The organism is Pseudoglutamicibacter cumminsii, from assembly GCF_003143995.1.
In the GTDB taxonomy this organism is placed as follows: Bacteria; Actinomycetota; Actinomycetes; order Actinomycetales; family Micrococcaceae; genus Pseudoglutamicibacter; species Pseudoglutamicibacter cumminsii_B.
Map to the genome: position 1 here is coordinate 61,951 of NZ_QFWG01000003.1, position 24,731 is coordinate 86,681.

General features: G+C 59.5%; 25 protein-coding genes and 1 other RNA gene. 13 read left to right on the forward strand and 13 right to left on the reverse strand.

Translation table 11 applies throughout. From position 1 onward, the window contains the following. Window positions 1-78: 78 nt before the first annotated feature. Window positions 79-576 carry an SsrA-binding protein SmpB gene (gene smpB / locus CAY35_RS03580; protein WP_101629561.1) on the forward strand — a complete coding sequence of 166 codons (498 nt, stop codon included), beginning with the start codon at window positions 79-81 and terminating at the stop codon, window positions 574-576. A 116-nt stretch (window positions 577-692) separates the two neighbouring features. Continuing rightward, window positions 693-1,079, forward strand: a transfer-messenger RNA (tmRNA) gene (ssrA, locus tag CAY35_RS03585). Between the two features lie 60 nt (window positions 1,080-1,139). Here the strand turns inward: ssrA and CAY35_RS03590 are convergent. The 3 genes from CAY35_RS03590 to CAY35_RS09465 all read right to left on the reverse strand — a co-directional run bounded on the left by CAY35_RS03590 (window position 1,140) and on the right by CAY35_RS09465 (window position 2,930). Then, window positions 1,140-1,559, reverse strand: coding sequence for a hypothetical protein (locus CAY35_RS03590; protein WP_101629560.1), 420 nt, complete (start codon window positions 1,557-1,559; stop codon window positions 1,140-1,142). Between the two features lie 8 nt (window positions 1,560-1,567). Continuing rightward, complete coding sequence (locus CAY35_RS03595) at window positions 1,568-2,026, reverse strand: cytidine deaminase (protein WP_109303353.1); 459 nt, start codon at window positions 2,024-2,026, stop codon at window positions 1,568-1,570. A 451-nt stretch (window positions 2,027-2,477) separates the two neighbouring features. Beyond that, entirely contained in the window at window positions 2,478-2,930 is a 453-nt protein-coding gene (locus CAY35_RS09465) for a hypothetical protein (protein WP_181377475.1), read from the reverse strand. Window positions 2,931-3,425: 495 nt separating this feature from the next. Here CAY35_RS09465 and putP point away from each other — a divergent pair, with 495 nt between their 5' ends. Both putP and CAY35_RS03605 read left to right on the forward strand, forming a co-directional pair. Further along, entirely contained in the window at window positions 3,426-5,021 is a 1,596-nt protein-coding gene (gene putP / locus CAY35_RS03600) for a sodium/proline symporter PutP (RefSeq protein ID WP_109303354.1), read from the forward strand. A 5-nt stretch (window positions 5,022-5,026) separates the two neighbouring features. After that, on the forward strand, window positions 5,027-5,347 hold the full coding sequence (locus CAY35_RS03605; protein WP_109303355.1) for a putative quinol monooxygenase: 321 nt from the start codon (window positions 5,027-5,029) through the stop codon (window positions 5,345-5,347). A 108-nt stretch (window positions 5,348-5,455) separates the two neighbouring features. On the opposite strand, the gene CAY35_RS03610 is transcribed toward CAY35_RS03605, so the two are convergent. From CAY35_RS03610 to CAY35_RS03635, 6 genes are all read right to left on the reverse strand, one after another. Next, window positions 5,456-5,845 (reverse strand): fluoride efflux transporter FluC, encoded by a 390-nt coding sequence (locus CAY35_RS03610; protein WP_109303356.1) that lies wholly within the window; start codon window positions 5,843-5,845, stop codon window positions 5,456-5,458. Then, window positions 5,842-6,297: a fluoride efflux transporter FluC gene (locus tag CAY35_RS03615; RefSeq protein ID WP_146191911.1), complete on the reverse strand. Its 456-nt coding sequence runs from the start codon at window positions 6,295-6,297 to the stop codon at window positions 5,842-5,844. Before CAY35_RS03615 ends, CAY35_RS03610 begins: the two co-directional genes overlap by 4 nt. A 47-nt stretch (window positions 6,298-6,344) precedes the next feature. Continuing rightward, a complete protein-coding gene (gene hisN, locus CAY35_RS03620; RefSeq protein ID WP_109303358.1) occupies window positions 6,345-7,181 on the reverse strand; it encodes a histidinol-phosphatase in 837 nt (278 codons plus the stop codon). Window positions 7,182-7,191: 10 nt separating this feature from the next. Then, a complete protein-coding gene (rsgA, locus tag CAY35_RS03625) occupies window positions 7,192-8,358 on the reverse strand; it encodes a ribosome small subunit-dependent GTPase A (RefSeq protein WP_109303359.1) in 1,167 nt (388 codons plus the stop codon). Further along, on the reverse strand, window positions 8,358-9,713 hold the full coding sequence (gene aroA / locus CAY35_RS03630) for a 3-phosphoshikimate 1-carboxyvinyltransferase (protein ID WP_258265612.1): 1,356 nt from the start codon (window positions 9,711-9,713) through the stop codon (window positions 8,358-8,360). Before aroA ends, rsgA begins: the two co-directional genes overlap by 1 nt. Window positions 9,714-9,800: 87 nt before the next feature. Further along, entirely contained in the window at window positions 9,801-10,295 is a 495-nt protein-coding gene (locus CAY35_RS03635) for a DoxX family protein (RefSeq protein ID WP_109303361.1), read from the reverse strand. Between the two features lie 311 nt (window positions 10,296-10,606). Between CAY35_RS03635 and CAY35_RS03640 the strand changes: the two genes are divergently transcribed. Together CAY35_RS03640 and rsrA are read left to right on the forward strand one after the other, a co-directional pair. Then, on the forward strand, window positions 10,607-11,368 hold the full coding sequence (locus CAY35_RS03640; protein ID WP_109303431.1) for a sigma-70 family RNA polymerase sigma factor: 762 nt from the start codon (window positions 10,607-10,609) through the stop codon (window positions 11,366-11,368). Then, window positions 11,365-11,637 carry a mycothiol system anti-sigma-R factor gene (rsrA, locus tag CAY35_RS03645; RefSeq protein ID WP_101629542.1) on the forward strand — a complete coding sequence of 91 codons (273 nt, stop codon included), beginning with the start codon at window positions 11,365-11,367 and terminating at the stop codon, window positions 11,635-11,637. The genes CAY35_RS03640 and rsrA overlap by 4 nt, the downstream gene beginning before the upstream one ends. A gap of 199 nt (window positions 11,638-11,836) precedes the next feature. Here the strand turns inward: rsrA and CAY35_RS10005 are convergent, their stop codons facing one another. From CAY35_RS10005 to CAY35_RS03655, 3 genes are all read right to left on the reverse strand, one after another. Further along, entirely contained in the window at window positions 11,837-11,914 is a 78-nt protein-coding gene (locus CAY35_RS10005) for a 50S ribosomal protein bL37 (protein ID WP_375231749.1), read from the reverse strand. Window positions 11,915-12,022: 108 nt separating this feature from the next. Then, window positions 12,023-12,625 carry a GDSL-type esterase/lipase family protein gene (locus CAY35_RS03650; RefSeq protein WP_109303362.1) on the reverse strand — a complete coding sequence of 201 codons (603 nt, stop codon included), beginning with the start codon at window positions 12,623-12,625 and terminating at the stop codon, window positions 12,023-12,025. A 258-nt stretch (window positions 12,626-12,883) separates the two neighbouring features. Beyond that, window positions 12,884-16,618, reverse strand: a complete 3,735-nt coding sequence (locus CAY35_RS03655; RefSeq protein WP_109303363.1) for a multifunctional oxoglutarate decarboxylase/oxoglutarate dehydrogenase thiamine pyrophosphate-binding subunit/dihydrolipoyllysine-residue succinyltransferase subunit — start codon at window positions 16,616-16,618, stop codon at window positions 12,884-12,886. 371 nt (window positions 16,619-16,989) lie between these two features. Between CAY35_RS03655 and CAY35_RS03660 the strand changes: the two genes are divergently transcribed. The 5 genes from CAY35_RS03660 to CAY35_RS03680 all read left to right on the forward strand — a co-directional run bounded on the left by CAY35_RS03660 (window position 16,990) and on the right by CAY35_RS03680 (window position 22,384). Further along, the gene (locus CAY35_RS03660) at window positions 16,990-18,333 is read left to right on the forward strand and encodes a hemolysin family protein (protein ID WP_109303364.1); all 1,344 of its coding nucleotides are present in this window, start codon (window positions 16,990-16,992) and stop codon (window positions 18,331-18,333) included. Next, a complete protein-coding gene (locus CAY35_RS03665) occupies window positions 18,333-19,397 on the forward strand; it encodes a hemolysin family protein (RefSeq protein WP_109303365.1) in 1,065 nt (354 codons plus the stop codon). The genes CAY35_RS03660 and CAY35_RS03665 overlap by 1 nt, the downstream gene beginning before the upstream one ends. 123 nt (window positions 19,398-19,520) lie before the next feature. Beyond that, complete coding sequence (locus CAY35_RS03670; protein ID WP_109303366.1) at window positions 19,521-20,663, forward strand: metal ABC transporter solute-binding protein, Zn/Mn family; 1,143 nt, start codon at window positions 19,521-19,523, stop codon at window positions 20,661-20,663. A gap of 31 nt (window positions 20,664-20,694) precedes the next feature. After that, window positions 20,695-21,546, forward strand: coding sequence for a metal ABC transporter ATP-binding protein (locus CAY35_RS03675; RefSeq protein ID WP_109303367.1), 852 nt, complete (start codon window positions 20,695-20,697; stop codon window positions 21,544-21,546). After that, complete coding sequence (locus CAY35_RS03680) at window positions 21,509-22,384, forward strand: metal ABC transporter permease (protein ID WP_101629535.1); 876 nt, start codon at window positions 21,509-21,511, stop codon at window positions 22,382-22,384. The genes CAY35_RS03675 and CAY35_RS03680 overlap by 38 nt, the downstream gene beginning before the upstream one ends. A 10-nt stretch (window positions 22,385-22,394) precedes the next feature. On the opposite strand, the gene CAY35_RS03685 is transcribed toward CAY35_RS03680, so the two are convergent. Next, complete coding sequence (locus tag CAY35_RS03685; RefSeq protein ID WP_101629534.1) at window positions 22,395-22,808, reverse strand: Fur family transcriptional regulator; 414 nt, start codon at window positions 22,806-22,808, stop codon at window positions 22,395-22,397. Window positions 22,809-22,914: 106 nt separating this feature from the next. On the opposite strand from CAY35_RS03685, the gene CAY35_RS03690 reads away from it, so the two are divergent. Together CAY35_RS03690 and CAY35_RS03695 are read left to right on the forward strand one after the other, a co-directional pair. Continuing rightward, window positions 22,915-24,255, forward strand: a complete 1,341-nt coding sequence (locus CAY35_RS03690) for an NAD(P)-dependent alcohol dehydrogenase (protein WP_109303368.1) — start codon at window positions 22,915-22,917, stop codon at window positions 24,253-24,255. 48 nt (window positions 24,256-24,303) lie between these two features. After that, entirely contained in the window at window positions 24,304-24,729 is a 426-nt protein-coding gene (locus tag CAY35_RS03695) for an HIT family protein (protein WP_109303369.1), read from the forward strand. Window positions 24,730-24,731 lie beyond the last annotated feature (2 nt).

A 24,731-nucleotide genomic window follows, 5' to 3' on the forward strand; every position in this document is an offset into this window, starting at 1 on the left:
AGGATGCGCACCAAAAGATAGATGACGAACGCCACCGTGGAAGCGGTGGCGTTCGTCATTCGCTAAGCTTGATCAATCATGGCCAATAAGAAGAAGACTAAAGATCAACGTAATCACGTGGTCGCGACCAACCGTAAGGCGCGGCATGATTACGAGATCCTGGATACCTATGAAGCCGGGATGGTTTTGACGGGTACTGAGGTTAAGTCTTTGCGCGAGGGGAAAGCGTCTCTCGCGGAGGGTTTCTGCACCTTTTACCGGGGTGAGCTGTGGGCAGAGATGCTCTACATCCCGGAGTACCTGAACGGTTCGTGGACCAACCACGCTGCACGCCGCCGCCGCAAGCTTTTGTTGCACCGTAAGGAGCTTGTGAAGCTTGAGCGCCGCGTCGATGAGGCTGGGTTCACGATCGTGCCGTTGAGCCTGTATTTCAAGGAGGGCCGCGCCAAGCTTGAGATCGCGTTGGCTCGCGGTAAGAAGGAGTGGGATAAGCGCCACGCCTTAAAGGAGAAGCAGGACAACCGTGAGGCATTGCGTGCGTTGCGTTCGCGTAACCGCCGTGCGGGCGTCGTGTAACATGGTTATCTGCACTCATTGCGGTGAGTGCATCGTTCAGCCCACTGAGGCAACTGACACGCGAGTATCTGATGCTTGCGGGTTCCGTCAGTTGTGTGGGTGGGACAACTGAATACGGGGGCGACTTGGTTTCGACGATGTGAGTCGCGACAGGGGAAGCGGGCCGAGAATGTAGAGTCATCTCGTTAACGTTCTCTGCAAACTAATAAGTGCCGAATCTAAGCGCACTGACTTCGCTCTCGCTGCCTAATTGCAGTGACCGAGTCCGTCAGCCCGGGGTTGCTATCGCTCCGGTTGTCTGACGTCAGCTAGATAGCCACTGGTGGGCACGCTTGCCGTGAGCGTGTCCGCGACACTTTTAGCGGCTGAGTCCACAGGGTAACCACAGGCCACTTGCACTGGTGATGGTCTCTGGGACTGAGAAGCCCTGAAACAGTGCTGCGCCCGGAGAAGTCCTGGCAACACCACATCGGACGCGAGTTCGATTCTCGCCGCCTCCACCATTGTGGGACCTGGTGAACTCTCTTGTGCCTTGACGCAGGAGAGTTCACCAGGTCCCTTTTCTATGCCCTTTTTAATGCCTGAAGTTTTCGTGACGTGATGGCGACTGTCAGCATGTCGCCGTGTGGGGTCAGGCTGGCGCTCAAGGTTTCTGCCAACGAGCCCGCGGCTTTCCAGGTCTCGTCGGCATGACAGGTCAGAAGAGTTCCTTGTGGGAAAGTCATCTCCCAGCTCATCGCCGCGTCGTTGCAGTGCCGTTCAATACGGCACCGGATGTCTTTCACGGGTTCCCCGTCAGTTAGGTCCAGCGCGAAGCCAACATCGACGATCCTGCCAGCGACATCGACATCCACTGTGAGAAAAGGGCACTCATCGAAATAACCGGTCTCGGGAAATAAAGCAGCCCCGGGGGACTTCCATCCAAACCCGCTACCGTCTGCCCAGCAATACACTTCTAAAGGCCTCGTATCAGCTTCGAACATCTTTACTCTCAGCCGTGCTGCAGCCAGCCGGCTGCCTCGCCCGGTTTCATGAACGGGGTAGGCCAGTAGGCGAGATGAACGTCCTTCAATTTCTTCCACACGGGAACCGTGGGGTCGGCAGGGTCTGCCGTAGCAACCATCACATCGGGTCCGTGGACAGCCAAGCGTTCGCGGCAGATGCCGCAGGGACTCAGTACGAGATAGCGGCCATCGACGAGGCGTGAAAGACAAATTGACGCGACGATGCGCTGATCCAAACGGTAGGCGGCGCAATATGGTTCCGTCTCATGACATAACGCAACCCCAGAGTTGGCGACCTCAGGCGCTGTCCCGGCCAAAACAGTGCCATCTGCTAGCAGCATGGCGGCCGCCCCCATATAGGGCTGGTCTGCAGGAAAACGATCCTCGATGAACTGCTGACACTCATCACGCAACTGGGAGAGCGGCAGATTGGAAGCTGGGGTCATGAATCTCAATTCTAATGCGCCGGATTTAACACCGGGTCCGGAGTGCTGTTTACCCTGGAGCGTTCTAGGCTCCGTAATTCGTGGCCTCTGAAAAGAGTCCGAACCGAACCTAGCCTTCGACCTACGCTCGCTTCCTCCTATGAAGTGCTAATTAAATGGTGTTCGCCGAACGATCATTCATCCGTCACTCATTGCAGTTTAAGATCTGGGTCGAGGGTGACATACGATTCCTCGCCGTTACGATCGATGAATGTTGCCCAGCCAAACTTTTCGTCCCTACCGTGACAAGCCGTGAGCCAGGTGCCGGATTCATCCTTCATGAGGCCAGTTGAACAGTCGTTTCCACTAATGAAAGTAGAGTCATCATCTCTCAGCATTTCGACACCGTTGATGTCGTAGACGCGAAGGGAGACATAGCGCGGCCCACCGCATGCGCTTCGCGCGGCTTCATTTAGATTGTTTTTCCACTTGATTTCCAGGAGCCACAGTTTCTTGCCTTTCTTTTTTTGATAGTGCGCCCATAGGTGCCTTGAATCGATTTGCGGCTTTCGATTTTCTTCACGCTGATGTTGGCAGACGGCGATTTGATTACAACTCCGACGTTGTGTGTTTCGACCCTGTTGTCGTCCTCTTGCGCTAGATCAGCAAAATCGTCTGCAGAATCTGTAGCGGAGTCCTCAAATGAATAGGTCGCAAAGGGGTTGTTAAAGTCAGAAGCTGGATTCTCCGGTGAAACACTAAAGAATCGGTCATTCCAAGCTGAAGTTTCAGTGGCCGAGTTTTCTGGAGCTGGAGTGTCGGGGGAGTGCCCTTGTTTGCTCTCGGAGCTGCAAGCGGACAGGTCCAGTACAAGGGAAAATGCTACGAAAGTGGAAAATGCTGCCACTGATCCAGTTTTCTTCATAAGGGGACCATAGGCATGAAGAGCAGGAACTCCGAGAAGCTGATGAAACAATCCGGACTTGTACAAGTTTCCGAGGGATAAAGCATCTCGCAACGCGGGGGCAACACTCGAAAGTGCCCAGAATAGCGGTAGTGTGTCGCATATCACGAAAATTATTCAGGAAGGCGAGGTCTATCTAAAGCGGGGATTAAAGACCTACTAAACAAGATCAGTGGATAGCAAGATTCATCAAAACTAAAGTCTATCTCTCAACGATTGAGGAATGTCAGGATCAAATACTGCCGATGAGCGTGCATCATTAACGCAATGACTGTAAGGTAGCTCATTGGCCTCAGCACAAGTGCTTCTTCAAGTGCGGACGCTGAGAACTGAACATTGGAAATATTGTCAAAGGCTGCTGGACGGTTGTCCGGAAACGATGACTCGTCTGTCCAGTCACCAACGGAATAAAACCCGATGCATCAAGCATGACGAGAGGATAAACCGGAGGAACACATGGACTTATTCGGATTGGGTCCTGACGGCTCATATAAACTCATCGCCGTCATCATTTACTTCATAGCGATGCTCTTGATCGGCTACTACGCTTTCAAGAAAACTGACGACGGCGACGACTACATGCTCGGCGGCCGCCGCCTGCACCCATTCACCGCGGCACTCAGCGCCGGCGCGTCTGACATGTCCGGCTGGCTCATGATGGGCTTGCCTGGCGCCCTGTACATGATGGGTATGTTCCAGGCATGGATGGCGATCGGCCTCACCATCGGTGCGGCACTCAACTGGATCTTCGTAGCGCCACGCCTGCGCCGCTTCACCGAAGTCACCAACGACTCCATCACCATCCCGAGCTACTTCGAAAACCGCCTCGGCGATAAGTCCCGCATCCTGCGTATCGTCTCCGGCATCGTGATCCTGGTGTTCTTCACCTTCTACGTATCCTCCGGCATGACTGCTGGCGGTAAGTTCTTCCAGTCTGCGTTCAACGGCAGCTACCTGACCGGTATGCTGCTCGTCGCAGGCATCACGCTCGCCTACACGATGTTCGGCGGCTTCCTCGGCGCAACCTACACCGACACCGTCCAGGGCCTCATCATGCTTGCGGCCCTCCTCATCGTCCCAGTTCTCGCCGTGATCTCCGTTGGCGGCCCACAGCAGGTCATCGACGGTGTTCTCAGCGTCAACCCAGACTTCGGCTCCCTCATGAAGGGCGGCACCATCGTCGGCGCCGTATCCGCGGCCGCATGGGGCCTCGGCTACTTCGGCCAGCCACACATCATCATCCGCTTCATGGCTCTGCGTTCTTCCCGCGACGCCCGCTGGGGTGCCGCAATCGGTGTCGGCTGGATGGTGCTCTCCGTGATCGGCGTCATCGTGACCTCGATGGCCGGTATCGCATACTTCAACCTCAACCAGGACAAGCAGCTCACTGACGCCAAGAGCGCTGAGACCGTGGTCCTCGACCTCGCTCAGAACCTCATGCCGTCACTGCTGGCAGGTTTCGTGCTCGCAGCGGTTCTCGCCGCGATCATGTCGACCATCTCCTCCCAGCTCGTGGTGACCTCCTCGGCGCTCGTTGAGGACCTCGCACTGGTGTTCAAGCCAGGCATGTCCAAGACCACGAAGCTGTGGCTGGGCCGCGTCGCCGTTCTGATCGTCGCGATCATCGCTGCATTCCTCGCGCTGGAAGAAAACGCGACCGTGCTCGGCCTCGTCGCATTCGCATGGGCCGGCTTCGGTTCCGCATTCGGTCCTGTTGTGGTGCTCAGCCTCTACTGGAAGCGCCTCACCAACTGGGGCGCGATGGCGGGCATCGTTGGTGGCGCGACCGTCGCGTTCGTCTGGAGCAAGAGCACAACGCTCTCCACCCTGGGTGGTGCACTCTCCGAGCCGCTGTACGAGATCGTTCCAGGCTTCCTGACCTGCCTCGTACTCGCGGTAGTGGTTTCCCTGCTCACTCCAGCACCTGGTGAAAAGGAGCTCGCAGGCTTCCACCACATGGAAGCCCCAACGCAGGCTGTGCCGATCGTCCAGGCCGCAGGCGCCGGTTCGACTGGTGACGCCGGCCATCGTGGCCCCGGCATGAAAGCATAGGAACCATGATCCTTATCAATGTGAAATACAAAGTGAAGCCGGAGAAGGCCGAAGAGTTCCTCAACGCCGTTGAGGAGTTCACCAAGGCAACCCGTAACGAGCCAGGAAACCTCTGGTTCGAGTGGTACCGCGACCCGCAGGACCCAACGGTGTTCCTGCTGATCGAAGCGTTCAAGGACGACGCGGGCGAAGCCCACGTGAACTCCGACCACTTCGCTAAGGGTCTCGAGTCGATGAAGCCTTTCCTCGTTGAAACCCCAGACATCGTCTCTCGCATGGTCGAAGGCGAAGGCTGGGACAAGATGGGCGAACTGCGCATCGACTAAGCGGCCCACTAGCTCCCGCTAGATCCGCACGCTAAAACGCAAGGGCGGGACGTGTATGAACACGTTCCGCCCTTGCGTTATACGAGCTTCCGACCGCGATGCAGCTACCTAGAGGAACAGCGCCTTACCGATCAGCAAGCCGAGGTAGGCCGCCGGAACAGCCAGCGCAAGGATCGCGGCAAGAATCGCTGTACTACGTAGCCATGCCTTCTCCCTCGCCGCGGAAATAGCGGTGGTCGCGACGGAAGCGATCGTAGAGAACCCACCACAGAACCCAGCCAGAACAGGCACAGCCCACGCTTGATCCGCGAACCCACCCGTGAACACGCCAAAGATGAAACACGACAGCGTGTTGGCAATCGACATACCCCACGGGAACTTTGAAGAGAGCCTTCCCTCAGCCCGCGCATTCTCCTCGCGCCGAATCAACCACACTCTCGCAACGGAACCCAACCCACCTGCCAAGCTCACCGTCAGCACCGTCAGCAACGCGCTCATCGTTCATCACCGCCGGAAGCAAGATCAGGCTGAGTAAACGAGGAACCCGGCTTCCACAACCGGGCGAGTCCGAAACCCACTCCTGCACACGCCAGCGCCACCCCGACGTGCACTGACAGCACAGCGAGATCGCCCACGATGTCTGAAGCAAGCAGCGTCACCGCGGAAACCGATCCGAAACCACCCACAAAACCCGGGCTGACAAACGAACGCCACTTCACGGCCGCAGAGTTCCCGCCCAAGCCTCGGCCGCGATCCCACATGCCGACAACCCACCCCAGAAACAGCGAAGCTACGCCATTCACGAGGAGAATCATCAGGTTCTCTGGCCACCGCCACGCATCCCCGAGTAGAACCAGAGACTCGCGCACCGCAGCACCGAGCGCACCGCCCACGAACACGGCCGTATAGATCGGCCATGCAGGTGAAATGACGCGACGTAGAGAACTCATAAAACGAACGATGCTGGGGTGGGCTGAACGGGGCCGACCGGAAGCGCTTAGTTGGAACCGTGCTGATGGGTTGGCAGGGGAGTAGGGGTGCGCTCTGCCTCGCGGGTCCCTAGCAGGCCCAAGGCCGCATCGTGCAGCAGACCATTCGAAGCGATTGCGTTTCCGCCCCACGGGCCATCCTCAGCCTGCAGAGACGTGAATACGCCGCCGGCCTCGCGCACAATCGGTACTAGCGCCGCCATGTCATAGAGGTTCAACTCAGGCTCAGCCGCGAAATCCACCGCGCCCTCCGCGACGAGGCAGTACGAGAAGAAATCACCATACGCGCGCGTGCGCCACACGGTATCGCTGATCGCCAGCACGCCATCGAGCCAACCGCGGGCCTTCCAGCCCGTGAGCGAAGAATACGAGAACGATGAATCCTCCAGCTCAGCGACACCCGAAACCCCGATGCGGCGAGCATCATCCAGCGAAGCACCAGTGAACGCTCCGTGCCCCACGGAAGCCCACCATCGGCGGCCCAAAGCTGGCGCAGAGACTAGGCCCACCACGACCTCGCCGTCCTCAACCAACGCGATCAACGTAGCCCACACAGGAACGCCACGCATGAAGTTCTTGGTGCCGTCGATCGGGTCGATGATCCACACGCGGTTCGAATCCCCAGTGGAACCAAACTCCTCGCCGAACACCGCATCATCCGGGCGAGCTTCCCCCAAACGTGCACGAATAAGCTGCTCAGCCTGCCGGTCAGCCTCCGTGACAGGCGTGGCGTCAGGCTTCGTCTCAACATACAGATCCGCGGCGCCGAAACGCTCCATCGTCAAAGCATCGACAGCATCGGCAAGTTCATGCGCCAAAGCAAGGTCATCACTCAAGTGGGTCATACTCACAACCCTAGCCACCCAACGTCTTGAGGTCTTCATCGTTGACGTCGCTTTGACGCGAAGCCAGCAAGCGGCGCATCGACGCCAACCGGACTTCACCGCTCGGGCCGGCCTTCCCATCGGCGACCCACGCGTCCAAGGCACACCCCGGTTCGTCGGCCGCGTGCGTGCAACCGCGAGGGCAATCCGCTGTGGCAGGAACAAGGTCAGTGAACGCGTTCACGATGTTCTCGTCGTCCACATGGCCCATCCCGAACGAACGGATCCCCGGCGTGTCAACAATCCATGAACCCGGGCCGCCGCCGCGCAAATGCGCGGCCACCGCAGAGGATGACGTATGACGGCCGCGGCCAGTCACAGCGTTTGTTGCCCCGGTCTCGCGTTCGGCGTCGGTCAGTGCGTTGATCAGCGTGGACTTACCCACGCCCGAATGCCCGATGAGCGCGGAAAGCCGGCCATCCAAGAGCTCATGGAGGCGTTTCTGGCTCGTCTCATCCACGGGACGCGACGCGACGTCTTCCGGATGCTCCGCCGAGCCGGACGTGACAACGCGGACGCCCAACCCCTCATACGTCTCAACCACCTGTGCTGGGCTAGCCAGGTCCGTCTTGGTGATGACTAGGGCGGCATCAATGCCGGCATCCGAGGCCGCAACCAGGGCGCGGTCAATGAAACCCGTGCGCGGCTCAGGATTCGCCGCCGCCACGACGATCACCAGCTGATCGGCGTTGGCAACAATCACGCGCTCAACCTGATCTGTATCGTCCGCGCTGCGGCGCAGCAGCGAGGAGCGCTCCTCGACGCGCACCAGGCGTGCGAGCGAACCCTCAGCGCCGGACACATCGCCTACGAGCCGCACGCGATCGCCCACCACAATCGCCTGACGCCGCAACTCGCGAGCACGCATCGCCGTGACGATCCGCTGCTCACGGCCAGTCTCAGCCTGCTTCTGACGCAGGCGCTGAGCCTTCTTAGAGCCCGAACCTTTAGAACCTGCGCCCTTCGAACCGGTGCCGGGTTCATCGAGCAAAACACAACGGTAGCGGCCGCGATCAACGCCCACAACCATCGCGAGCACCGCATCAGCATGCGCCGGTCGGTCCTTCGTCCGGGGACGGGTGCCGCGCTTATTCGGGCGGATCCGAACATCCGCCTCAGACCACTCACGCCGCGCCATCAGGCGACACCGCCTGCCTGGTCAGGAGTTTGAGTGTCAGCTGCCCCGGCGACGGAAGCTTTCTGCGACAACATGTCCGCCCACATTGCAGGGAAATCAGGCATGGTCTTCGACGTGGTCTCGATGTTCTCAACCTTGAGACCCTCAACCGCCAAACCGATGATCGCGCCGGCGGTAGCCATCCGGTGATCCTCATACGAACCGAACACCGTCGGGCGGAGCTCGCCTGACGGGCTGATCACCAGCCCATCCTCAGTCTCAACAGTTGGGGAACCCACCGCGGAGAGCTCCGTGGCCAACGCAGCCAACCGATCCGTCTCATGTCCGCGCAAGTGAGCGATCCCCGTCAAAGTGCTCGGGCCATCCGCCAACGCACACAAAGCCGCTGCCGTAGGCGCCAACTCAGCCAAGCCATCGGCCTCAACCCCTGAAATCCGGCCGTCACCAGTCACCACGAGCTGCTCAGTGCCAAACGCGTCCGGCTCCCGGTGCACCCGCGCACCAAAACGCGGAAGAAGCCGCTCCCACTCAGCACCAATCTGAGTCGTGGAAGACGGCCACCGAGGAATAGCAACTCGGCCACCACACACCAAGGCCGCGGCCAGGAACGGGCCAGCATTCGACAAATCAGGCTCAACCACAACATCGCCCGGTTGCAATGGCCCCGCCGCAACCGACCACGAAACACCATCGGAACCCACCGCGGCATCCACGCCAGCGGCACGCAACGTCTCAACCGTCATCTCAACATGCTGAGGCGACGGAACCGCGCCACCGGAATGCCGAACCACCAAACCACGCGGCAACCGCGCACCCACCAACAACGGGCCAGACACAAACTGGCTAGATCCCGACGCATCCAACGAAATCTCGCCACCGGCAACCCGGTCAGAACCCGTCACCGTGAACGGAAGGAAACCATCCTCGCCACCCACAACATCGGCACCCAACGCACGCAAGCCCGCAATCACCGCACCCATCGGGCGCACACGAGCAGCCGCATCGCCATCAAACGTCACAGGCCTACGCAACAACGCTGCAACATACGGGACAAAACGCATCACCGTACCCGCAAGGCCGCAATCAATCGATACCGGGGCCTCTTCCCGCAACGCCTCCTCAGCCAGCGGCGTCACCAACAACGTCGACGAATCAATCCACTCGAAGCCGACCCCCAACGCAGACAGCGCCTCAACCATCAAATCGGTATCACGCGAACGCAAAGCCCCCACCACACGAGTACGGGCATCAGCCAACGCCGCCACCACAAGGTGACGATTCGTCAGCGACTTAGACCCAGGGATCTCAACAACAGCATCCAACGGGCCATCAGCAACAGGGGCCGACCACAACATCGACGACATGGAAGCGAAACAAAACCCTTCGAAAATAAAAAGTGTCCCCTCAACCAGCAAACCGCCAGCCGAGGGGACACCCCATCACTAGGACGACAAACCGGCGGCGTTAGCGGCCTTCTTCGCCTGCTTCTTCGCCTTCTTCGACGCCTTCTTAGAAGCCTTCTGAGTGCGGTAAGCCAACGACGGCTTGCCATCAGTATCCACCACAGCCAGCAACGCGCCACCAGTCAGGCCGAGCTGCGTCGTAACTGCCAGCGCACGCGAACCATCCTTATGCTGCGGAACACCATCAGCAAGCAAGGTCGCCGACTGCGCCGCAACGATCAAAGCAGACGCAAGACGAGGCATCTTGCCCAAAGCTAACAACGCGCCAGCACCCACCTGAACACCGCCCAGAACACGAGCAGCCAGCTCAGGCTTCTCAGCTACCGACTGAGCCTGTGGAACAACATCGGAAACCTTGTCCAAAAGCGGGCGCAAACCATTGCCCGTGCGCTCCGGCGAACGGAGATGGGCAACACCAGCGGTAATAAACGGTGCCGCCAACAGCGGGCGAGCTACACGACGTACAAGGCTCATTTTTCCTCCAATACTCAGGCGCCAGGCAACGCATGCGTCACGAGCCCAACACCCGCGGGGTAGTTATGTCTTCCATCCTTACACGAGCAGGGCATCCAAAGCATCTAAACCACGCATAATGCCCGCAACTTTGGAGGAGCCACCAAGCGTTAGGGAATACTTCGCGCCACGTTTCCGTTGAACCTATTGACATCCAAGAACGTGTGAGTGTCGCAGGAAGGGAAGTGCTGATGGTTTCAACCGTGGAAACACCTGCCACCACAGCGCTATCCAACTCCGTATCAAGCGCAAAGCAAGTAACATTGGCCGAGATGGCAACCACACACAAACACGAAGAGCTTGACGGCTACGACGCCGAGAATATCGAGCTCAAAGATAACGTGGAGTCTGAAGCTGACGTGCATGCGAACGCGGCTGCAACAGACTCCGGGCCAGTTGACCTCGAGCACGAGACAGCTGAAGATCGACGTCAGCGCTTCGAACGCGACGCCCTTCCTTACGTCGACCAGCTCTACTCAGCTGCTCTGCGGATGGCGCGTCACCCAGCCGATGCGGAAGACCTCGTCCAGGAAGCCTTCGCTAAGGCGTACGCCTCATTCCACCAGTACAAACCGGGCACCAACCTGCGTGCCTGGCTCTACCGCATCCTGACAAACACGTACATCAACCTTTACCGGAAGCGGCAACGTGAACCGATGCGCTCCGGAACTGACCAGGTTGAGGACTGGCAGCTCGGAGCTCAGATCGAACGTGGCGACAAGGCTCTGCGCTCCGCCGAAGCACAAGCCCTGGACGCGTTGCCAGATTCAGAAGTCAAGCGAGCTCTCCAAGACATCCCGGAAGAGTTCCGCTTAGCGGTGTATTTCGTGGATGTCGAAGGTTTCCCCTACAAAGAAGCAGCAGACATCCTGGGCGTACCGATCGGGACCATCATGTCCCGCCTACACCGCGGACGCCGGCAGTTGCGCGACATGCTCAGCGACTACGCAGTAGAACGTACCGAAACATCCACAGGGGCAAAGAAGAAAGAAAAGAAGTCGACCAAGAAGGTCTCGAAGAAGGAGCAATCATGACTCAGGGCTGCAACGAACTCGGTGGTTGCACTGAAGCCCGGCTTGAACGCATCTACGAATACCTCGATGGTGTGCTGGAAGCCGACGGCGTCGACGCAGTGCGCGCCCACCTCGAAGGCTGTGAAGAATGCCGCAGCGTCTACGACTTGGAATGCATCATCCGCAACGTCGTACGCCGCAGCTGCCACGATGCCGCACCGGAACAACTCAAATTCAAGATCCTTGACCGGCTAGAGGAAATCAAAGACTCGATGCCCGAAAGCGCTTGACGCGGCACACGCCTCAGTAGCGTCGATGGAAGGTGGCCGTTCTGACGTAGCTCTGGCCGTAGCGCTGACGGATCCGACCTAGCGCACAATAAGGGAGCCACAATAAACACAGCACAGTGCGTGTGGTTAAACGCTGGTGGGTCTGCACTCCACAATTCGTGGATAGTGCAGACCCACCAGCTTTTAAACGATCAAACGATCAGGTGTTTGGCTTCTTGCCGTGGTTCGCCTTGTTCCGGCGGCGATCCTTGCGCTTACGTGCACGCTTGCTGCTCATCGCGTCCTCCTTACAACGTCATAAATCTATGAACAATTCGTGATACTCGGGTGTCTCGCACCGAGCACTTCCGTCTATTATCGCATGCGACGGGCATGAGAATGAAAGTCAGCGAGTTGGCTCAGGGATACCAAGCCAGGTATACCAGCCGCGATGCATCACAAGCCACGCCATCAAACCGTGGCCCTGTTGCCCAGGAACACCGTTATTCGATGCCAAATCCGCGCGGTACTGCTCATGTTTCTCAAGCGGGCGGAAAGCATCCACGTAGAAATGGTTGCGACGCGTCGTCACATCCGCGAATGCGGCAGACAAACGGGCGATCTCCTGGTTGCGGTCGGCCTCAAGCCGCGGGGGAGGGCCCACCACAAACGTGCTCAACCCCAGCTGAGTTGCAGCATCTAAGATGTTGGCCAAGTTCAAACGCGACCGAGCCGTCGTGACCCCGTAGGTAGCATCCGCATCGGATAGCGCAAGGACCAAACGGTTCTCGCCGTCTTTAGCGAAACGACGCTGAGCCTCACCCAACCAGCGTTCAGCGAGCTCCTCAGTGGTCTCTGCCGGGGCAGGCAAAGCAAACGAGGTGATCTGCGCTGAATCGCTCGAAGTCCCAGCCAGAACACGCCCGAACCAACCCAGTGCACGGGGGTCGCCATGGCCGGCCAACAACTCGTCGCCAATAGCGACCAAACGGATGGCTCGCGAATCCACGCCAATATCCTTTCGACGGGGGATATGTTCCGCCTACCTCACGGAGCGCAACATCACGGAACGCAACAATATAGTGCGCCGTGTTCACTCTACCGGCGTATACACCCGCAAACGCGTAGCGGCGCGGTTATTCCACACAAGAAAACGGCCAGTAGTGGTTTAAAGCGGTAGGCCCGCCACATCCTCGAAAGGATGTGGCGGGCCTACCAGCCTGGTGGCGCGTGAAGCACCACACGCGGTTTAGTTGAACGCGGCCGTTTAGTTGAACGCGCGGTCCAACAGGTCCGCGTTCTCCTGGGCGTGAACCTTGGAGGAACCAGTCGATGGTGCCGCCGCAGCTGGGCGGGACACGACGGTGACCTCGCGGTCCAGAGTCGGCACAAGGTTGATTGCCATGAACGGCCATGGGCCCTGGTTCTCTGGCTCGTCCTGAACCCAACGGATATCAGCGTTCGGGTACTTAGCGAGCTCAGCTGCGATCTGTTCCTGAGGCAGCGGGTACAGCTGCTCAACGCGGACGATCGCGGTGGTCTCGTCCTTGTCCTTCTTACGGCGTGCAAGCAGATCGTAGTACAGACGACCCGAGACCAGCATGACACGCTTGACCTTCGATGCGTCAACATCGTTGTCCGGGATGACCGGCTGGAACGTCTGCTGGGTGAATGCCTCGATTGGCTGAGCTGCCGCCTTCAAGCGGAGCAGCTGCTTAGGCGTGAACACAACCATCGGTTTGCGTGGGCGCAGGTAGGCCTGGCGACGCAGTGCGTGGAAGTAGTTCGCACCCGTGGTCGGGTTGATTACTCGCATGTTGTCTTCCGCGCACAGCTGCAGGAAGCGTTCGATGCGTGCCGAGGAGTGGTCTGGGCCCTGGCCTTCGTAGCCGTGAGGCAACAGCATCACGACGGAGGAGCGCTGGCCCCACTTCTGTTCACCGGAGGAGATGAACTCGTCGATGATGGTCTGCGCACCGTTGACGAAGTCACCGAACTGGGCTTCCCACAGGACCAAAGCGTCAGTGCGCTCAACCGAGTAGCCGTACTCGAAGCCCAGAACCGCGTACTCCGAAAGCGAGGAGTCGTGGATCATGAACTTCGCAGCGTTCTCCTTGACCTGGTGCAGTGGGGTCCATTCGTCGTCGTTGGTGCGGTCGTGGAAGACCGCGTGGCGCTGAACGAACGTACCGCGGCGGGAGTCCTGGCCGGTGATGCGAACAGGAATGCCCTCAGAGGTCAGCGAAGCGAACGCGGTGAGTTCCGCGAAGCCCCAGTCGATGCCGCCGTTGACGGACATATCTGCACGGCGTTCGAGCAGGGTCTTGAGCTTCGGGTGAACGTGGAAGCCCTCAGGGATTTCCGTGTGAGCGTCACCGACGGCCTTGATGAACTCAGGGGTGATCGCGGTGTTGTCTGCACGTGGATCGGATACATCGGCGTCCTCAGCCTGAGCCTTTGGCATGCCAAGCGCACCGTTCGCGCCGACTGCAGGCATCGGGGTCGTCTGAGCCTTGTGGGTCTCAGAGAACGCGGCCTCGAGCAGCGACTGGTATTCCTTGAGTGCGCCGTCTGCTTCTTCCTGTGTGAGGTCGCCACGGCCCACGAGCGCTTCGGTGTAGAGCTTGCGGGTCGAACGCTTACCGTCGATCAGGTTGTACATGAGCGGCTGGGTCATCGATGGGTCATCGCCCTCGTTGTGACCACGGCGGCGGTAGCAGACCAGATCGATCACGACGTCGCGGTTGAACTTCTCACGGTATTCGAACGCTAGGCGACCAACGTGCACAACTGCCTCTGGGTCGTCGCCGTTGACGTGGAAGATCGGAGCCTGGATGGCCTTGGCGAAGTCGGTCGGGTAGACCGAGCTACGCGAGGAGCTTGGTGGGGTCGTGAAACCAACCTGGTTGTTGACAACCACGTGGATGGTACCGCCGGTGCGGTAGCCGCGCAGCTGCGAGAGGTTGAGGGTTTCAGCAACAACACCCTGACCGATCATTGCGGCGTCACCGTGGACGAGGATCGGCAGGACCGTGAAGCCGTCTGGGCCGCGGTCGATGATGTCCTGCTTAGCGCGGACGATGCCTTCGAGGACTGGGTCTACAGCTTCGAGGTGGGACGGGTTAGCGGCCAAGTAGATCTTGGTCGTGTTGCCGGACTCGGAAGTGAACGAGCCTTCGGTGCCGAGGTGGTACTTCACGTCACCGGAACCCTGGACGGTCGATGCGTCAACGGTGCCTTCGAACTCGCGGAAAACCTGTCCGTAGGTCTTGCCTGCGATGTTGGTGAGCACGTTGAGGCGGCCGCGGTGAGCCATACCGATGGCGGCTTCGTCGAGGCCTGCATCTGCGGCGTCGGAGATGATCGCGTCAAGCAGTGGGATCAGGGATTCGCCACCCTCGAGCGAGAAGCGCTTCTGACCGATGTACTTGGTCTGCAGGAAGGTTTCGAACGCTTCAGCCTGGTTGAGCTTACCGAGGATGCGAACCTGTTCGTCGCGGGTCGGCTTCTCGTATGGGCGCTCAAGCTTGGACTGGAACCATTCGCGCTCTTCTGGGTTCTGGATGTGCATGTACTCGATGCCGGTGGTGCGGCAGTAAGCGTCACGCAGGATACCCAGGATGTCGCGCAACGGGAGACGGTCGTGGCCGCCGAGCCCGCCGGTGACCCATTCGCGGTCAAGATCCCACAGCGTCAGGCCGTAGGTCTGGACGTCAAGGTCTGGGTGGAAGCGCATCTGGTAGGTCAGCGGGTTGGTGTCCGCGATGAGGTGGCCAGACGAGCGGTAGGACTCGATGAGCTGCTGGATGCGAGCAACCTTGTTGATCTGGAAGTCGGCATCAACCTGGTTGTCGACGGCCCAGCGGACCGGCACGTATGGGATGCGCAGCTGCTCGAATACGTCGTCCCAGAACTCGTCTGAGAGCAACTGGTTTTCGATTTCGCGCAGGAATTCGCCGGATGCTGCACCCTGGATGACGCGGTGGTCGTACGTCGAGGTCAGGGTGATGATCTTGCCGACGGCGTTGCGGGCCTTGACCTTTTCGCTGGTGCCGCGGTATTCGGCTGGGTAGTCGAGCGCGCCGACACCGATGATGGTTGCCTGGCCCTTGGAGAGGCGTGGCACGGAATGGACGGTTCCGAGGCCGCCCGGGTTGGTCAGGGAGACCGTGGTTCCGGCGTAGTCTTCCGCGGTGAGCTTGCCTTCGCGGCCGCGCTTGACGATGTCTTCGTAGGTTTCCCAGAAGGTCGAGAACGTCATGTTCTCGGCGCCCTTGATGTTCGGTACAACGAGCAGACGCGAACCGTCAGGGCGTGGCAGGTCGATTGCGATACCGAAGTTGACCTGGGCGTTATGGATTGCGACTGGCTTGCCGTCTTCTTCGTCGTAGCTGACGTTCATCGACGGGTTGAGCTTGAGTGCTCGGCAGATCGCGTATCCGATGAGGTGGGTGAAGGAGACCTTGCCGCCGCGTGCCCGACGCAGGTGGTTGTTGATCACGATGCGGTTGTCGATCAGCAGCTTGGCTGGGACGGCGCGGACCGTGGTTGCGGTTGGAACGGTCAGGGACTCGTCCATGTTCTTAGCGATTGCGCGGGCCGGGCCGCGGAGGCGCTCAACCTTGCTTGCGCTTGGATCGCTTGGGGCGTCTTCCTTCTTGGCTGGCTGCGCTGGCAGCTGGCTCTTCTGACGCGATGGTCGCACTGCTGGGGATGCCTGCGCTGGGGTTGCCGCTGGCTTCTCTTGCTTGGCGGCTGGTGCCGCGTGCTTTGGAGAGGAAGCCGGCTTGGCTGGTTCCTTTGCGGCGGCTGGTGCGGCTGGCTTGTTAGCAGTTGGAGCTGCGGGCTTCTCGTCGTTCGAGGGTTTTACTTGTTCGAAGAGCGAACGCCATTTCTCATCGACCGATGATGGGTCTGCGAGGAATTTTTGGTAGAGCTCGTCAACGAGCCACTCGTTTCCCCCGAACTCCTCTTTCAGCTGGTCGATAGACACGTCAGACACTAGGGATACGCCTCTTTCCGATGTTTTGTCTCGGAGTGTTTGATGGTGCTTCCGAGACTGTGTGCGCGTGTGTTCCGTACACACAGTTCAGGAGCATGATTATTCGACTCAACATCATACCGAACAGCGCGGGGGAGCACAGTGAGGATCGACACTCGTTGCGATGGAAATCTTGAACGCATTTTGTGAGCGAATTTTGAGCTTCTTCCATGAGCTCGGTGGGGGTGGTTCCTGTATAGTGGTGCCACTATGACACATCACTGTTACACGGGCGCGCGCGCTACTCATGCCCGCGCGGCCCAGCGATCGGAGCCTTCTAGTCCGGTCTTCGGATATTTCTCCTTTAACGCTCACCGCGGAGCCGACCTCTGATGTCGTGGCTCATGCTTGTATTAGGTCTCCTTTTGGTTTTGGGGACTGCGTTTTTTGTTGCGGTTGAGTTTTCGCTTGTGGCGTTGGATTCGACGTCAGTTAAAAAGGCCATCGACGAGGGTGACACTAAGGCCCGCCCGCTGTATAAGGCGTTGAAGTCGCTTTCTACGCAGTTGTCTGCGGTTCAGCTGGGCATCACGATTACGACGTTGTTGACGGGTTACGTCATCGAACCTGCGTTCAGCGCGTTGCTGGGTCCGGTCTTGGTTGGATGGGGTGTTCCAGAGGCGGCCGCGGGTGCGGTGTCCCTGGTGGTTGCGATGGTGGTCGCGACCCTGTTGTCGATGATTCTGGGTGAGCTGATCCCTAAGAATATGGCGATCGCCGATCCGTACCGGATTGGCCGCGCTCTGGCCCGCCCGCAGTTGATCTTCACGGCCGTTTTCAAGCCGGTCGTGATCGGGCTGAATGGTTTCTCTAACTGGGTTCTCGGCCTGTTCGGCATTGAGGCTAAGGAAGAGTTGTCGGGGGCGCGTACTCCGGCTGAGCTTCAGAGTTTGCTTGCGCGTTCGGCGCAGCAGGGGACCATGGATGCGAAGACTGCTAAGTTTTTGGCGCGAACGTTGGCCTTTTCGGAGCGTACGGCCGCGGATGTCATGACGCCTCGCATCAAGGTCGAGATGATCGAGGATGAGGCTCCGCTGCCTGCTCTGATTGATCAGGCTCGTCGCACTGGTTTCTCGCGTTTCCTTGTGTTCGGTGAGGACTCGGATGACGTTCTGGGTGCCGTGCACGTCAAGAAGGCTGTTTCGGTTCCGCGTGAGAAGCGCGATGAGCTGGTTGCCGGCACGATCATGCAGGATGTGATCCGGGTTCCGGAGACCGTGCAGTTGGATGATCTGATCGGTGAGTTGCGTGAAGCACCGCTGCAGATGGCTGTTGTGGTCGATGAGTATGGCGGTACCGCTGGCATGGTCACCTTGGAGGATTTGGTCGAGGAGATCGTGGGTGAGGTCGCTGATGAGCATGACCGCACGTCTCCTGGTGTTTTGCAGACTGCCGATGGCCGCTGGTTCGTGCCTGGCTTGTTGCGTCCGGATGAGGCTACGGATCAGATTCCTCGGTTGAAGGTTCCGGAGGGTCACGCGTATGAGACGTTGGGTGGTTTTGTGATGTCCGCGCTGGGTCGATTGCCTGTCGTGGGTGACACGCTGAAGGTCACAGGTGGCATGTTGCGTGTGACGCGTATGGAGAAGCGGCGTGTTGATCGTCTCGAGTTTGTTCCGGCTCCGGAACAGGACGGTGCCGATGCCTCCGCTGAGGCTGAGGGGGTGCAGGCGTAATGGACTGGTGGGGTCTTGTATGGCTTGTTGTCCTTTTGGCTGCTAACGCGTTTTTCGTTGCGAGTGAGTTCGCGGTGATGTCGGCTCGTCGTGCTCAGATTGAGCCGAAAGCTCAGGCAGGGCAAAAGAGTGCGAAGACGGCGCTTCAGGCGATGGAGCATGTCACGATTGTCTTGTCGGTGTGTCAGCTCGGTATCACAGTGTGTTCGCTGTTGATCTTGATCGTCGCTGAGCCTGCGGTGCATCACTTGTTTGAGATTCCGCTGCACGCGATTGGCGTTCCGGAATCGGTCATTTCGATTGTCGCGCTCGCCGCAACGCTGATCGTGGTGACGTTCCTGCATGTGACGGTCGGTGAGATGGTTCCGAAGAACTTCTCGGTTTCGATGGCTGACAAGGCTGTTCTGATCTTGGCGCCGCCGCTCATGCTCATTTCTAAGGCGATGCGTCCGATTGTGGTCGCGTTGAACTGGATCGCTAACCACGCGGTCCGGGCCTTGGGGCTGGAACCGAAGGATGAGGTTGCGTCGTCGTTTACCGTGGATGAAGTTCAGCAGATCGTCGAGGAATCCACTCGTACGGGTTTGGTCGACGACGAGGCCGGACTGCTCTCGTCTGCATTTGAGTTCTCGGATCAGGTGGTGCGTGACATCGCTGTTCCGATCGACGATGTTGTGACGCTGGATGTCGACATCACTCCTGAGGAGTTTGAGCGTGCAGTTGGGCGCACTGGCTTTTCGCGGTTTGTGATGGTCGACGAGGATGGCGACCTGATGGGGTACCTCCACCTGAAGGACGTCATGGGGGTTCCGCTCGAGGACTCGCACCGCCCGATGCCTATCACCCGTGTTCGATCGCTGGTCAACCTTGGCGCGGATGTTGATGTTGAGAAGGCTCTTGCTGTGATGCAACGGACGGGTTCTCACGTGGCACGCGTTTTGGATGACGCCGGGGAGACGATCGGGATTCTCTTCTTCGAGGATGTCTTGGAGACCCTCGTGGGTGAGATCCGGGACGCGACCCAGCAGCAGGGGCAACGCCGACTCAACGTGTCTACCGAGTAAGGGATCTCACTTCTGTCTGTGTGATGATGCGTGAGCCCCATACGCTATTGTTACTGAGAATAGTTTGCAATAGCGATGTGGGGCCTCGTGGTGTCCATCGCGTAAACATGGAAGGTTCCAAAGATGGCATTCGCAACCACCTCGCGCCCTCGGGCCGCTAAGGTCAAAGGCTTGCTCGGCTTGGCCACTGCACTCAGCTTTGGCTTGGCCGTCACCGGCTGCTCGGCAGCAGAGGACGGCAAGGGCAAGGAAGGAAGCGCGACTGAGCAGCTGAACATCGTTGCGACGACCAACGTTTACGGCGATATCGCCTCGAGCGTTGCTGGGGAACACGGCAAGGTCTCGAGCATTATTAGCAACGCGGCTCAGGACCCGCACTCGTATGAAGCCACGGCCAAAGACAAGCTTGCGATCAGCAAGGCCGACGTCGTCATCATCAACGGTGGCGGTTACGACTACTTCGCCGAACAAATCATCGAGGACCTCGGTGACAAGGCTCCGACCGTAGTGAAGTCCTTCGAGGGCGAAGGCCACAGCCACGATCATGGCCATGATCATGGTGAAGAGGGCCACGATCACGATCATGGTGAAGAAGGTCATGACCACGACCACGAGCACGGTGAAGAAGGTCATGACCACGACCACGAGCACGGTGAAGAGGGCCACGACCACGGCCATGATCATGACGAGGAGGGCCACGACCACGGCCACGAGGGTCACAGCCACGAGCACGGCGAAAACGAGCACGTGTGGTACGACTTGGACCACATGGAGGAGTTCGTAGGTGAAGTCGGCGAGGCACTCGCAAAGGCCGACCCGGACAACGCGAAGACCTACGAGGAGAACGCTTCCAAACTCGCCAAGGAGATCTCGGACGTGACTGACTCCGAGGACTTCAAGGCAGCTGAGAAGAAGCTCAAGGGTAAGTCGTTCATGATGACGGAGCCGGTTCCGGAAGCATTGCTCGACGAGCTCGGCATGGAGGACGGCACGCCGGAAGGCCTTTCGTCGGCGGTCGAGGCTGGCCAGGAGATCCCTGCGCTCGTCATCAAGCGTGCTGAGGATTCACTCAAGCAGGGTAAAGTTCAGCTGTTCGCTTTCAACTCGCAGACTGCTGACCCGCAGACTAAGAAGCTGTACGAGTCGGCTAAGAAGGCGGGCGTCCCGACGGTCGACGTCACTGAGACGATTCCGGAAGGTAAGTCGTTCGTTGAATGGATGAAGGACAACGTCGCCGCTATCGCTAAGGCTGTAGACGCGAAGTAGTCCTGATCAATTTTTGGAGTACACCTCACACATGTCTGAACACGCTAAAGCCCCCGCGGTTGAGCTGATTGACGCTCATCTGCGTTTTGGGGACCGCGTTATCTTCGATCGCCTGAATCTCACGATCGAACCAGGTGAGTTCGTCGCCGTCCTGGGGCCGAATGGTGCCGGGAAGACCACGTTGTTGAAGGTTCTGCTGGGTATGCAGAACCTCACGAGTGGTGAGGCGCGCATCGCCGGGCATGGTGTGAGCACTAAGGAACATGATGTTTCCGTGATCCCTCAGCAACGTCCCATCCCCGAGGGGACCCCTCTTCGGGGGTGGGACATGGTTGCGCAGGGATTAGATGGCGAACGATGGGGTCCTCGGCTTTTCGATCCGCGTCGCCGCCGCTTGAAGAAGCGCGTGGACGAGCTCATTGAGCGAGTCGACGCAACGTCGTATGCGATGCGGCCTGTGTGGCAGCTTTCTGGTGGCGAGCAGCAGAGGTTGCGTGCCGCGCAAGCGTTGGCGAGCAACCCAGCATTGCTGTTGTGCGACGAGCCGTTGCTGTCCTTGGATGTTGCACGTCAGCAGGAAGTCACTAAGCTCATCGCCGAGCAGGCTCGGGTTGAGGATTCGGCGATCATTTTCGTGACCCACGAGATCAACCCGATCTTGCCGTACGTGGACAGGGTCCTCTACTTGGTCGAGGGGCAGCACCGCATCGGTGCTCCTGAAGACGTCATCAACACCCACACGCTCTCGGAGCTGTTCGGGCGTCGGATTGACGTTGTTCGCTTGGGCGGACGCGTCGCGATTCTGGGCAGTGAAGATCACGCCCATCACGATCACGCTCACGACCATGACGGCTACGGTGAGGAGGTGCGCCGTGGGGCCTGAGATTTGGGAACGGATCTTCTCGTTTGAGGATTACGGTGAGCTCCTTGCTCTCGTGTGGCCGAGCATTATCGCGGGCGCGCTGCTCGCGGTCATGGGCGGCGTCGTTGGCGTCATGGTCATGACCCGCGACATGGGCTTCGCGGTCCACGGCATCGCGGAGCTGAGCTTCGCAGGCGCCTCGATCGCGCTGTTGCTTGGTTATGACGTCGTGACGGGCTCGATGGTCGGTTCGATTCTCGCCGCCCTCATCATGGGGCTTCTAGGATCCGGTGCGCGTGAAAGGAACGCAATCACGGGCGTCATGATGCCTTTCGGGCTCGGCTTGGGCATCCTGGCGTTGTCCTTGTATCAGGGCCGGAGCGCAAACAAGTTTGGTCTGCTGACCGGCCAGATCGTCGCGGTGGATGATTCCCGCTTGAGCTCGATCGCGATCGGCACCGCTCTTGTTCTAGCGTTGCTGGCGTTCATGTGGCGGCCGCTCATGTTCGCTTCGACCGACCCGTGGGTCGCTAGCGCTCGTGGCGTTCCAGTGGCAGGACTATCGACCGCGTTCATGATCGTTCTGGGCATCGCGGTTGCGTTGTCGATCCACATCGTGGGTGCGCTGTTGGTTTTGGCGTTGCTGATCACGCCAGCGGCTGCGGCGATGCGGTTGACAGCGAGCCCCGGCAAGGTTGTTGTTCTGTCGGTTATTTTCGCCGAAATCTCGCTCGTGGGCGGGCTTCTGCTCTCCCTCGCCGGATCGCTTCCCGTGAGCCCTTACATCACGACGATCTCGTTTGTGATCTGGTTGATCGCGCGGGCCATAGGGTCGCGCACGATGGCGTGGAAACAGTAACGCTGAACGGCTACCGGCTGCGGGAACAGTCCGGGCAGTAGCCGTTGATCTCGAGGTTATGGTCGATACCCGTGAAGCCGTAAGCGGCAGCGAGTTGGTCGGCCCATTCTTCAAATTCGGGGGCGTCGATTTCTTCTGCAGCGCCGCACTGGCGGCACACGAGGTGATGGTGATGCCCTTCGTCGGTGCAGCGGCGGAAAGCCATCTCTCCGCTTTCAGTGCGAACCTGGTCTACAAGACCGTCCTCATGCATCTGGGTGAGCGACCTGTAGATGGTCGCGAGTGAAACCGTGTCTCCGTGGCTGAGCATGCACTGGTGGATCTCTTGCGCGGTTCGGAAATCATCGTGGCGGTCGAGTTCTTCTTCAAGAAGTGCACGCTGACGAGTGTTGCGGCGCACAGGTGTTGCCGGTTTATTCGACATACGTTCTCCTCAACTCACAACCGGGTCAGGGTTACGGCACGAACACGTAACCACGCGTCCCACCAGTTTAGTGTGCGGGTGCGACGGGCGTGCGTAAAGTAGAGACATGACACCTGCGAAGATTCCTTCCGTCACCGTTCTCGCCGAGGCGCGCCGACGCGCCGAACAAGCCGCCCAGGAAGCCAAAACCTCCAACGCGGAGAAACAAGCAGACGACACAACAGCAACGGAAGGGGAGGCGCCCGGCCAACCTGACCCGCGCGTCGGGCGTAAAGACAAAGTTCTGCCAGCGCGTTTCCCTCAAGACGGCGAGGACCTCTTCACCGCAGAAGAATGGGAAGCCCAGCGTCTCGCGGCGTTCCAGGGTAAGGCTCACGAAGCGCTCGCCGTGGGCGTGCGGGAGCTAGGTGCGCCGCTGGAAGAGCTCGCGATCCCGCGCCGTGCTGCCGGGCCGAGGGATATCGTCATCGACCTTGAATACTGCGGCTTGTGCCATTCGGATGTGCACACTGCCCGCGGCGAATGGGGCTCTCGCGCGGTTCCGCTCGTGACGGGGCATGAGATGGTGGGGCGCGTGTGCGCGGTTGGTTCCGAGGTGCAAAGCTGGCAGGTCGGCGAGCGCGTGGGCGTGGGCTGCATGGTGGGTTCGTGCCGCGTGTGCGAACCGTGTAAGCGCCAGGACGAGCAGTTCTGCATCCACAACGCCGTGGGAACCTACGGTACGTGGGATGAGCCGCATTCGGAACGCACCCAAGGTGGTTATGCGACGAGCATCGTGGTTCCCGAGGATTTCGTCTTGCGCATTCCAGAGAAGATTGGTCCCGCGCACGCCGCGCCGTTGCTATGCGCCGGCATCACGATGTACGCGCCGCTCGAGGACCTACGTGTTGGGCCGGGGGACAAGGTTGCTGTAGCCGGTATCGGCGGATTGGGGCATATGGCGGTCAAGCTTGCCGCCGCGATGGGCGCCGAGGTCACCGCGCTGACCCGGACGCAAGCGAAAGCCGAGGATGCACGCCGGCTAGGTGCCCACGACGTCGTGCTCACGACGGATGAAGGCTCGATGGCAGCGGCTCGTGGTCGCTTCACGGTGCTCGTGGACGCGATTTCCGCGCCTCACGATGTGAATGCTCTTCTGGATCTGTTGGCTCCGCGAGGCACTGTGGTGCTTGCGGGTCTGCCGGCAGATGCGGATGGTTCAGAGATGCCGCTGGTTGATCCGCGCACCCTGGTGAACCGGGGCCTGCGGTTGGCTGGAACCAAGATCGGTGGGATCGAACAGACTCAGCGCATGCTCGAGTTCTGTGCTGACCACGGTGTTGTTCCCGACATCGAGATTGTGACCGCCGCTGACATGAATGAGGCATGGGACCGGATGGTCGCGGGCGAACTCCACTACCGTGGTGTATTGGATATCGGTAGTTTGGATTCGCATCTGAACGCATAACCAGTAGTTAGATCGCCCGCGGGTGCGGGCTTGTGGAGAGGATGTTCCGTGGCAACGTTGTTTACCCGAATTATCGACGGTGAGCTTCCGGGCCGCTTCGTGTGGACGGATGACACGTGTGTAGCGTTCTTGTCGATCGGCCCGATCACGCAGGGCCACACGCTCGTTGTTCCGCGTGAGGAAGTCGATAAGTGGACGGACGCATCCCCTGAGCTGGTTGCGCATCTTTCCACGGTGGCTCAGACGATCGGCCAGGCTCAGCTCAAGGCCTTCGGCGCCGAGCGTGCCGGCCTCATGGTCGCTGGCTTCGAGGTCGATCACCTGCACGTTCACGTGTGGCCAACCAACTCGCTTGAGGACTACAACCTCGATAACGTCCAGAACGACGTGGCGGCTGAGCTTTTCGACGAAGCGCAACGCAAGATCCTCGATGCGCTCAAGGAAGCCGGCCACGGGGCCAACCTTCCTCAGTAGCA

What these genes read in the sequence shown, in the direction of transcription:
- smpB (WP_101629561.1), top strand. Translation starts at nt 79, where the DNA reads ATGGCCAATAAGAAGAAGACTAAAGATCAACGTAATCACGTGGTCGCG.
- CAY35_RS03590 (WP_101629560.1), bottom strand. Translation starts at nt 1,559, where the DNA reads ATGTTCGAAGCTGATACGAGGCCTTTAGAAGTGTATTGCTGGGCAGAC.
- CAY35_RS03595 (WP_109303353.1), bottom strand. Translation starts at nt 2,026, where the DNA reads ATGACCCCAGCTTCCAATCTGCCGCTCTCCCAGTTGCGTGATGAGTGT.
- CAY35_RS09465 (WP_181377475.1), bottom strand. Translation starts at nt 2,930, where the DNA reads ATGAAGAAAACTGGATCAGTGGCAGCATTTTCCACTTTCGTAGCATTT.
- putP (WP_109303354.1), top strand. Translation starts at nt 3,426, where the DNA reads ATGGACTTATTCGGATTGGGTCCTGACGGCTCATATAAACTCATCGCC.
- CAY35_RS03605 (WP_109303355.1), top strand. Translation starts at nt 5,027, where the DNA reads ATGATCCTTATCAATGTGAAATACAAAGTGAAGCCGGAGAAGGCCGAA.
- CAY35_RS03610 (WP_109303356.1), bottom strand. Translation starts at nt 5,845, where the DNA reads ATGAGCGCGTTGCTGACGGTGCTGACGGTGAGCTTGGCAGGTGGGTTG.
- CAY35_RS03615 (WP_146191911.1), bottom strand. Translation starts at nt 6,297, where the DNA reads ATGAGTTCTCTACGTCGCGTCATTTCACCTGCATGGCCGATCTATACG.
- hisN (WP_109303358.1), bottom strand. Translation starts at nt 7,181, where the DNA reads ATGACCCACTTGAGTGATGACCTTGCTTTGGCGCATGAACTTGCCGAT.
- rsgA (WP_109303359.1), bottom strand. Translation starts at nt 8,358, where the DNA reads ATGGCGCGGCGTGAGTGGTCTGAGGCGGATGTTCGGATCCGCCCGAAT.
- aroA (WP_258265612.1), bottom strand. Translation starts at nt 9,713, where the DNA reads ATGTTGTGGTCGGCCCCTGTTGCTGATGGCCCGTTGGATGCTGTTGTT.
- CAY35_RS03635 (WP_109303361.1), bottom strand. Translation starts at nt 10,295, where the DNA reads ATGAGCCTTGTACGTCGTGTAGCTCGCCCGCTGTTGGCGGCACCGTTT.
- CAY35_RS03640 (WP_109303431.1), top strand. Translation starts at nt 10,607, where the DNA reads ATGGCAACCACACACAAACACGAAGAGCTTGACGGCTACGACGCCGAG.
- rsrA (WP_101629542.1), top strand. Translation starts at nt 11,365, where the DNA reads ATGACTCAGGGCTGCAACGAACTCGGTGGTTGCACTGAAGCCCGGCTT.
- CAY35_RS10005 (WP_375231749.1), bottom strand. Translation starts at nt 11,914, where the DNA reads ATGAGCAGCAAGCGTGCACGTAAGCGCAAGGATCGCCGCCGGAACAAG.
- CAY35_RS03660 (WP_109303364.1), top strand. Translation starts at nt 16,990, where the DNA reads ATGTCGTGGCTCATGCTTGTATTAGGTCTCCTTTTGGTTTTGGGGACT.
- CAY35_RS03665 (WP_109303365.1), top strand. Translation starts at nt 18,333, where the DNA reads ATGGACTGGTGGGGTCTTGTATGGCTTGTTGTCCTTTTGGCTGCTAAC.
- CAY35_RS03670 (WP_109303366.1), top strand. Translation starts at nt 19,521, where the DNA reads ATGGCATTCGCAACCACCTCGCGCCCTCGGGCCGCTAAGGTCAAAGGC.
- CAY35_RS03675 (WP_109303367.1), top strand. Translation starts at nt 20,695, where the DNA reads ATGTCTGAACACGCTAAAGCCCCCGCGGTTGAGCTGATTGACGCTCAT.
- CAY35_RS03680 (WP_101629535.1), top strand. Translation starts at nt 21,509, where the DNA reads ATGACGGCTACGGTGAGGAGGTGCGCCGTGGGGCCTGAGATTTGGGAA.
- CAY35_RS03685 (WP_101629534.1), bottom strand. Translation starts at nt 22,808, where the DNA reads ATGTCGAATAAACCGGCAACACCTGTGCGCCGCAACACTCGTCAGCGT.
- CAY35_RS03690 (WP_109303368.1), top strand. Translation starts at nt 22,915, where the DNA reads ATGACACCTGCGAAGATTCCTTCCGTCACCGTTCTCGCCGAGGCGCGC.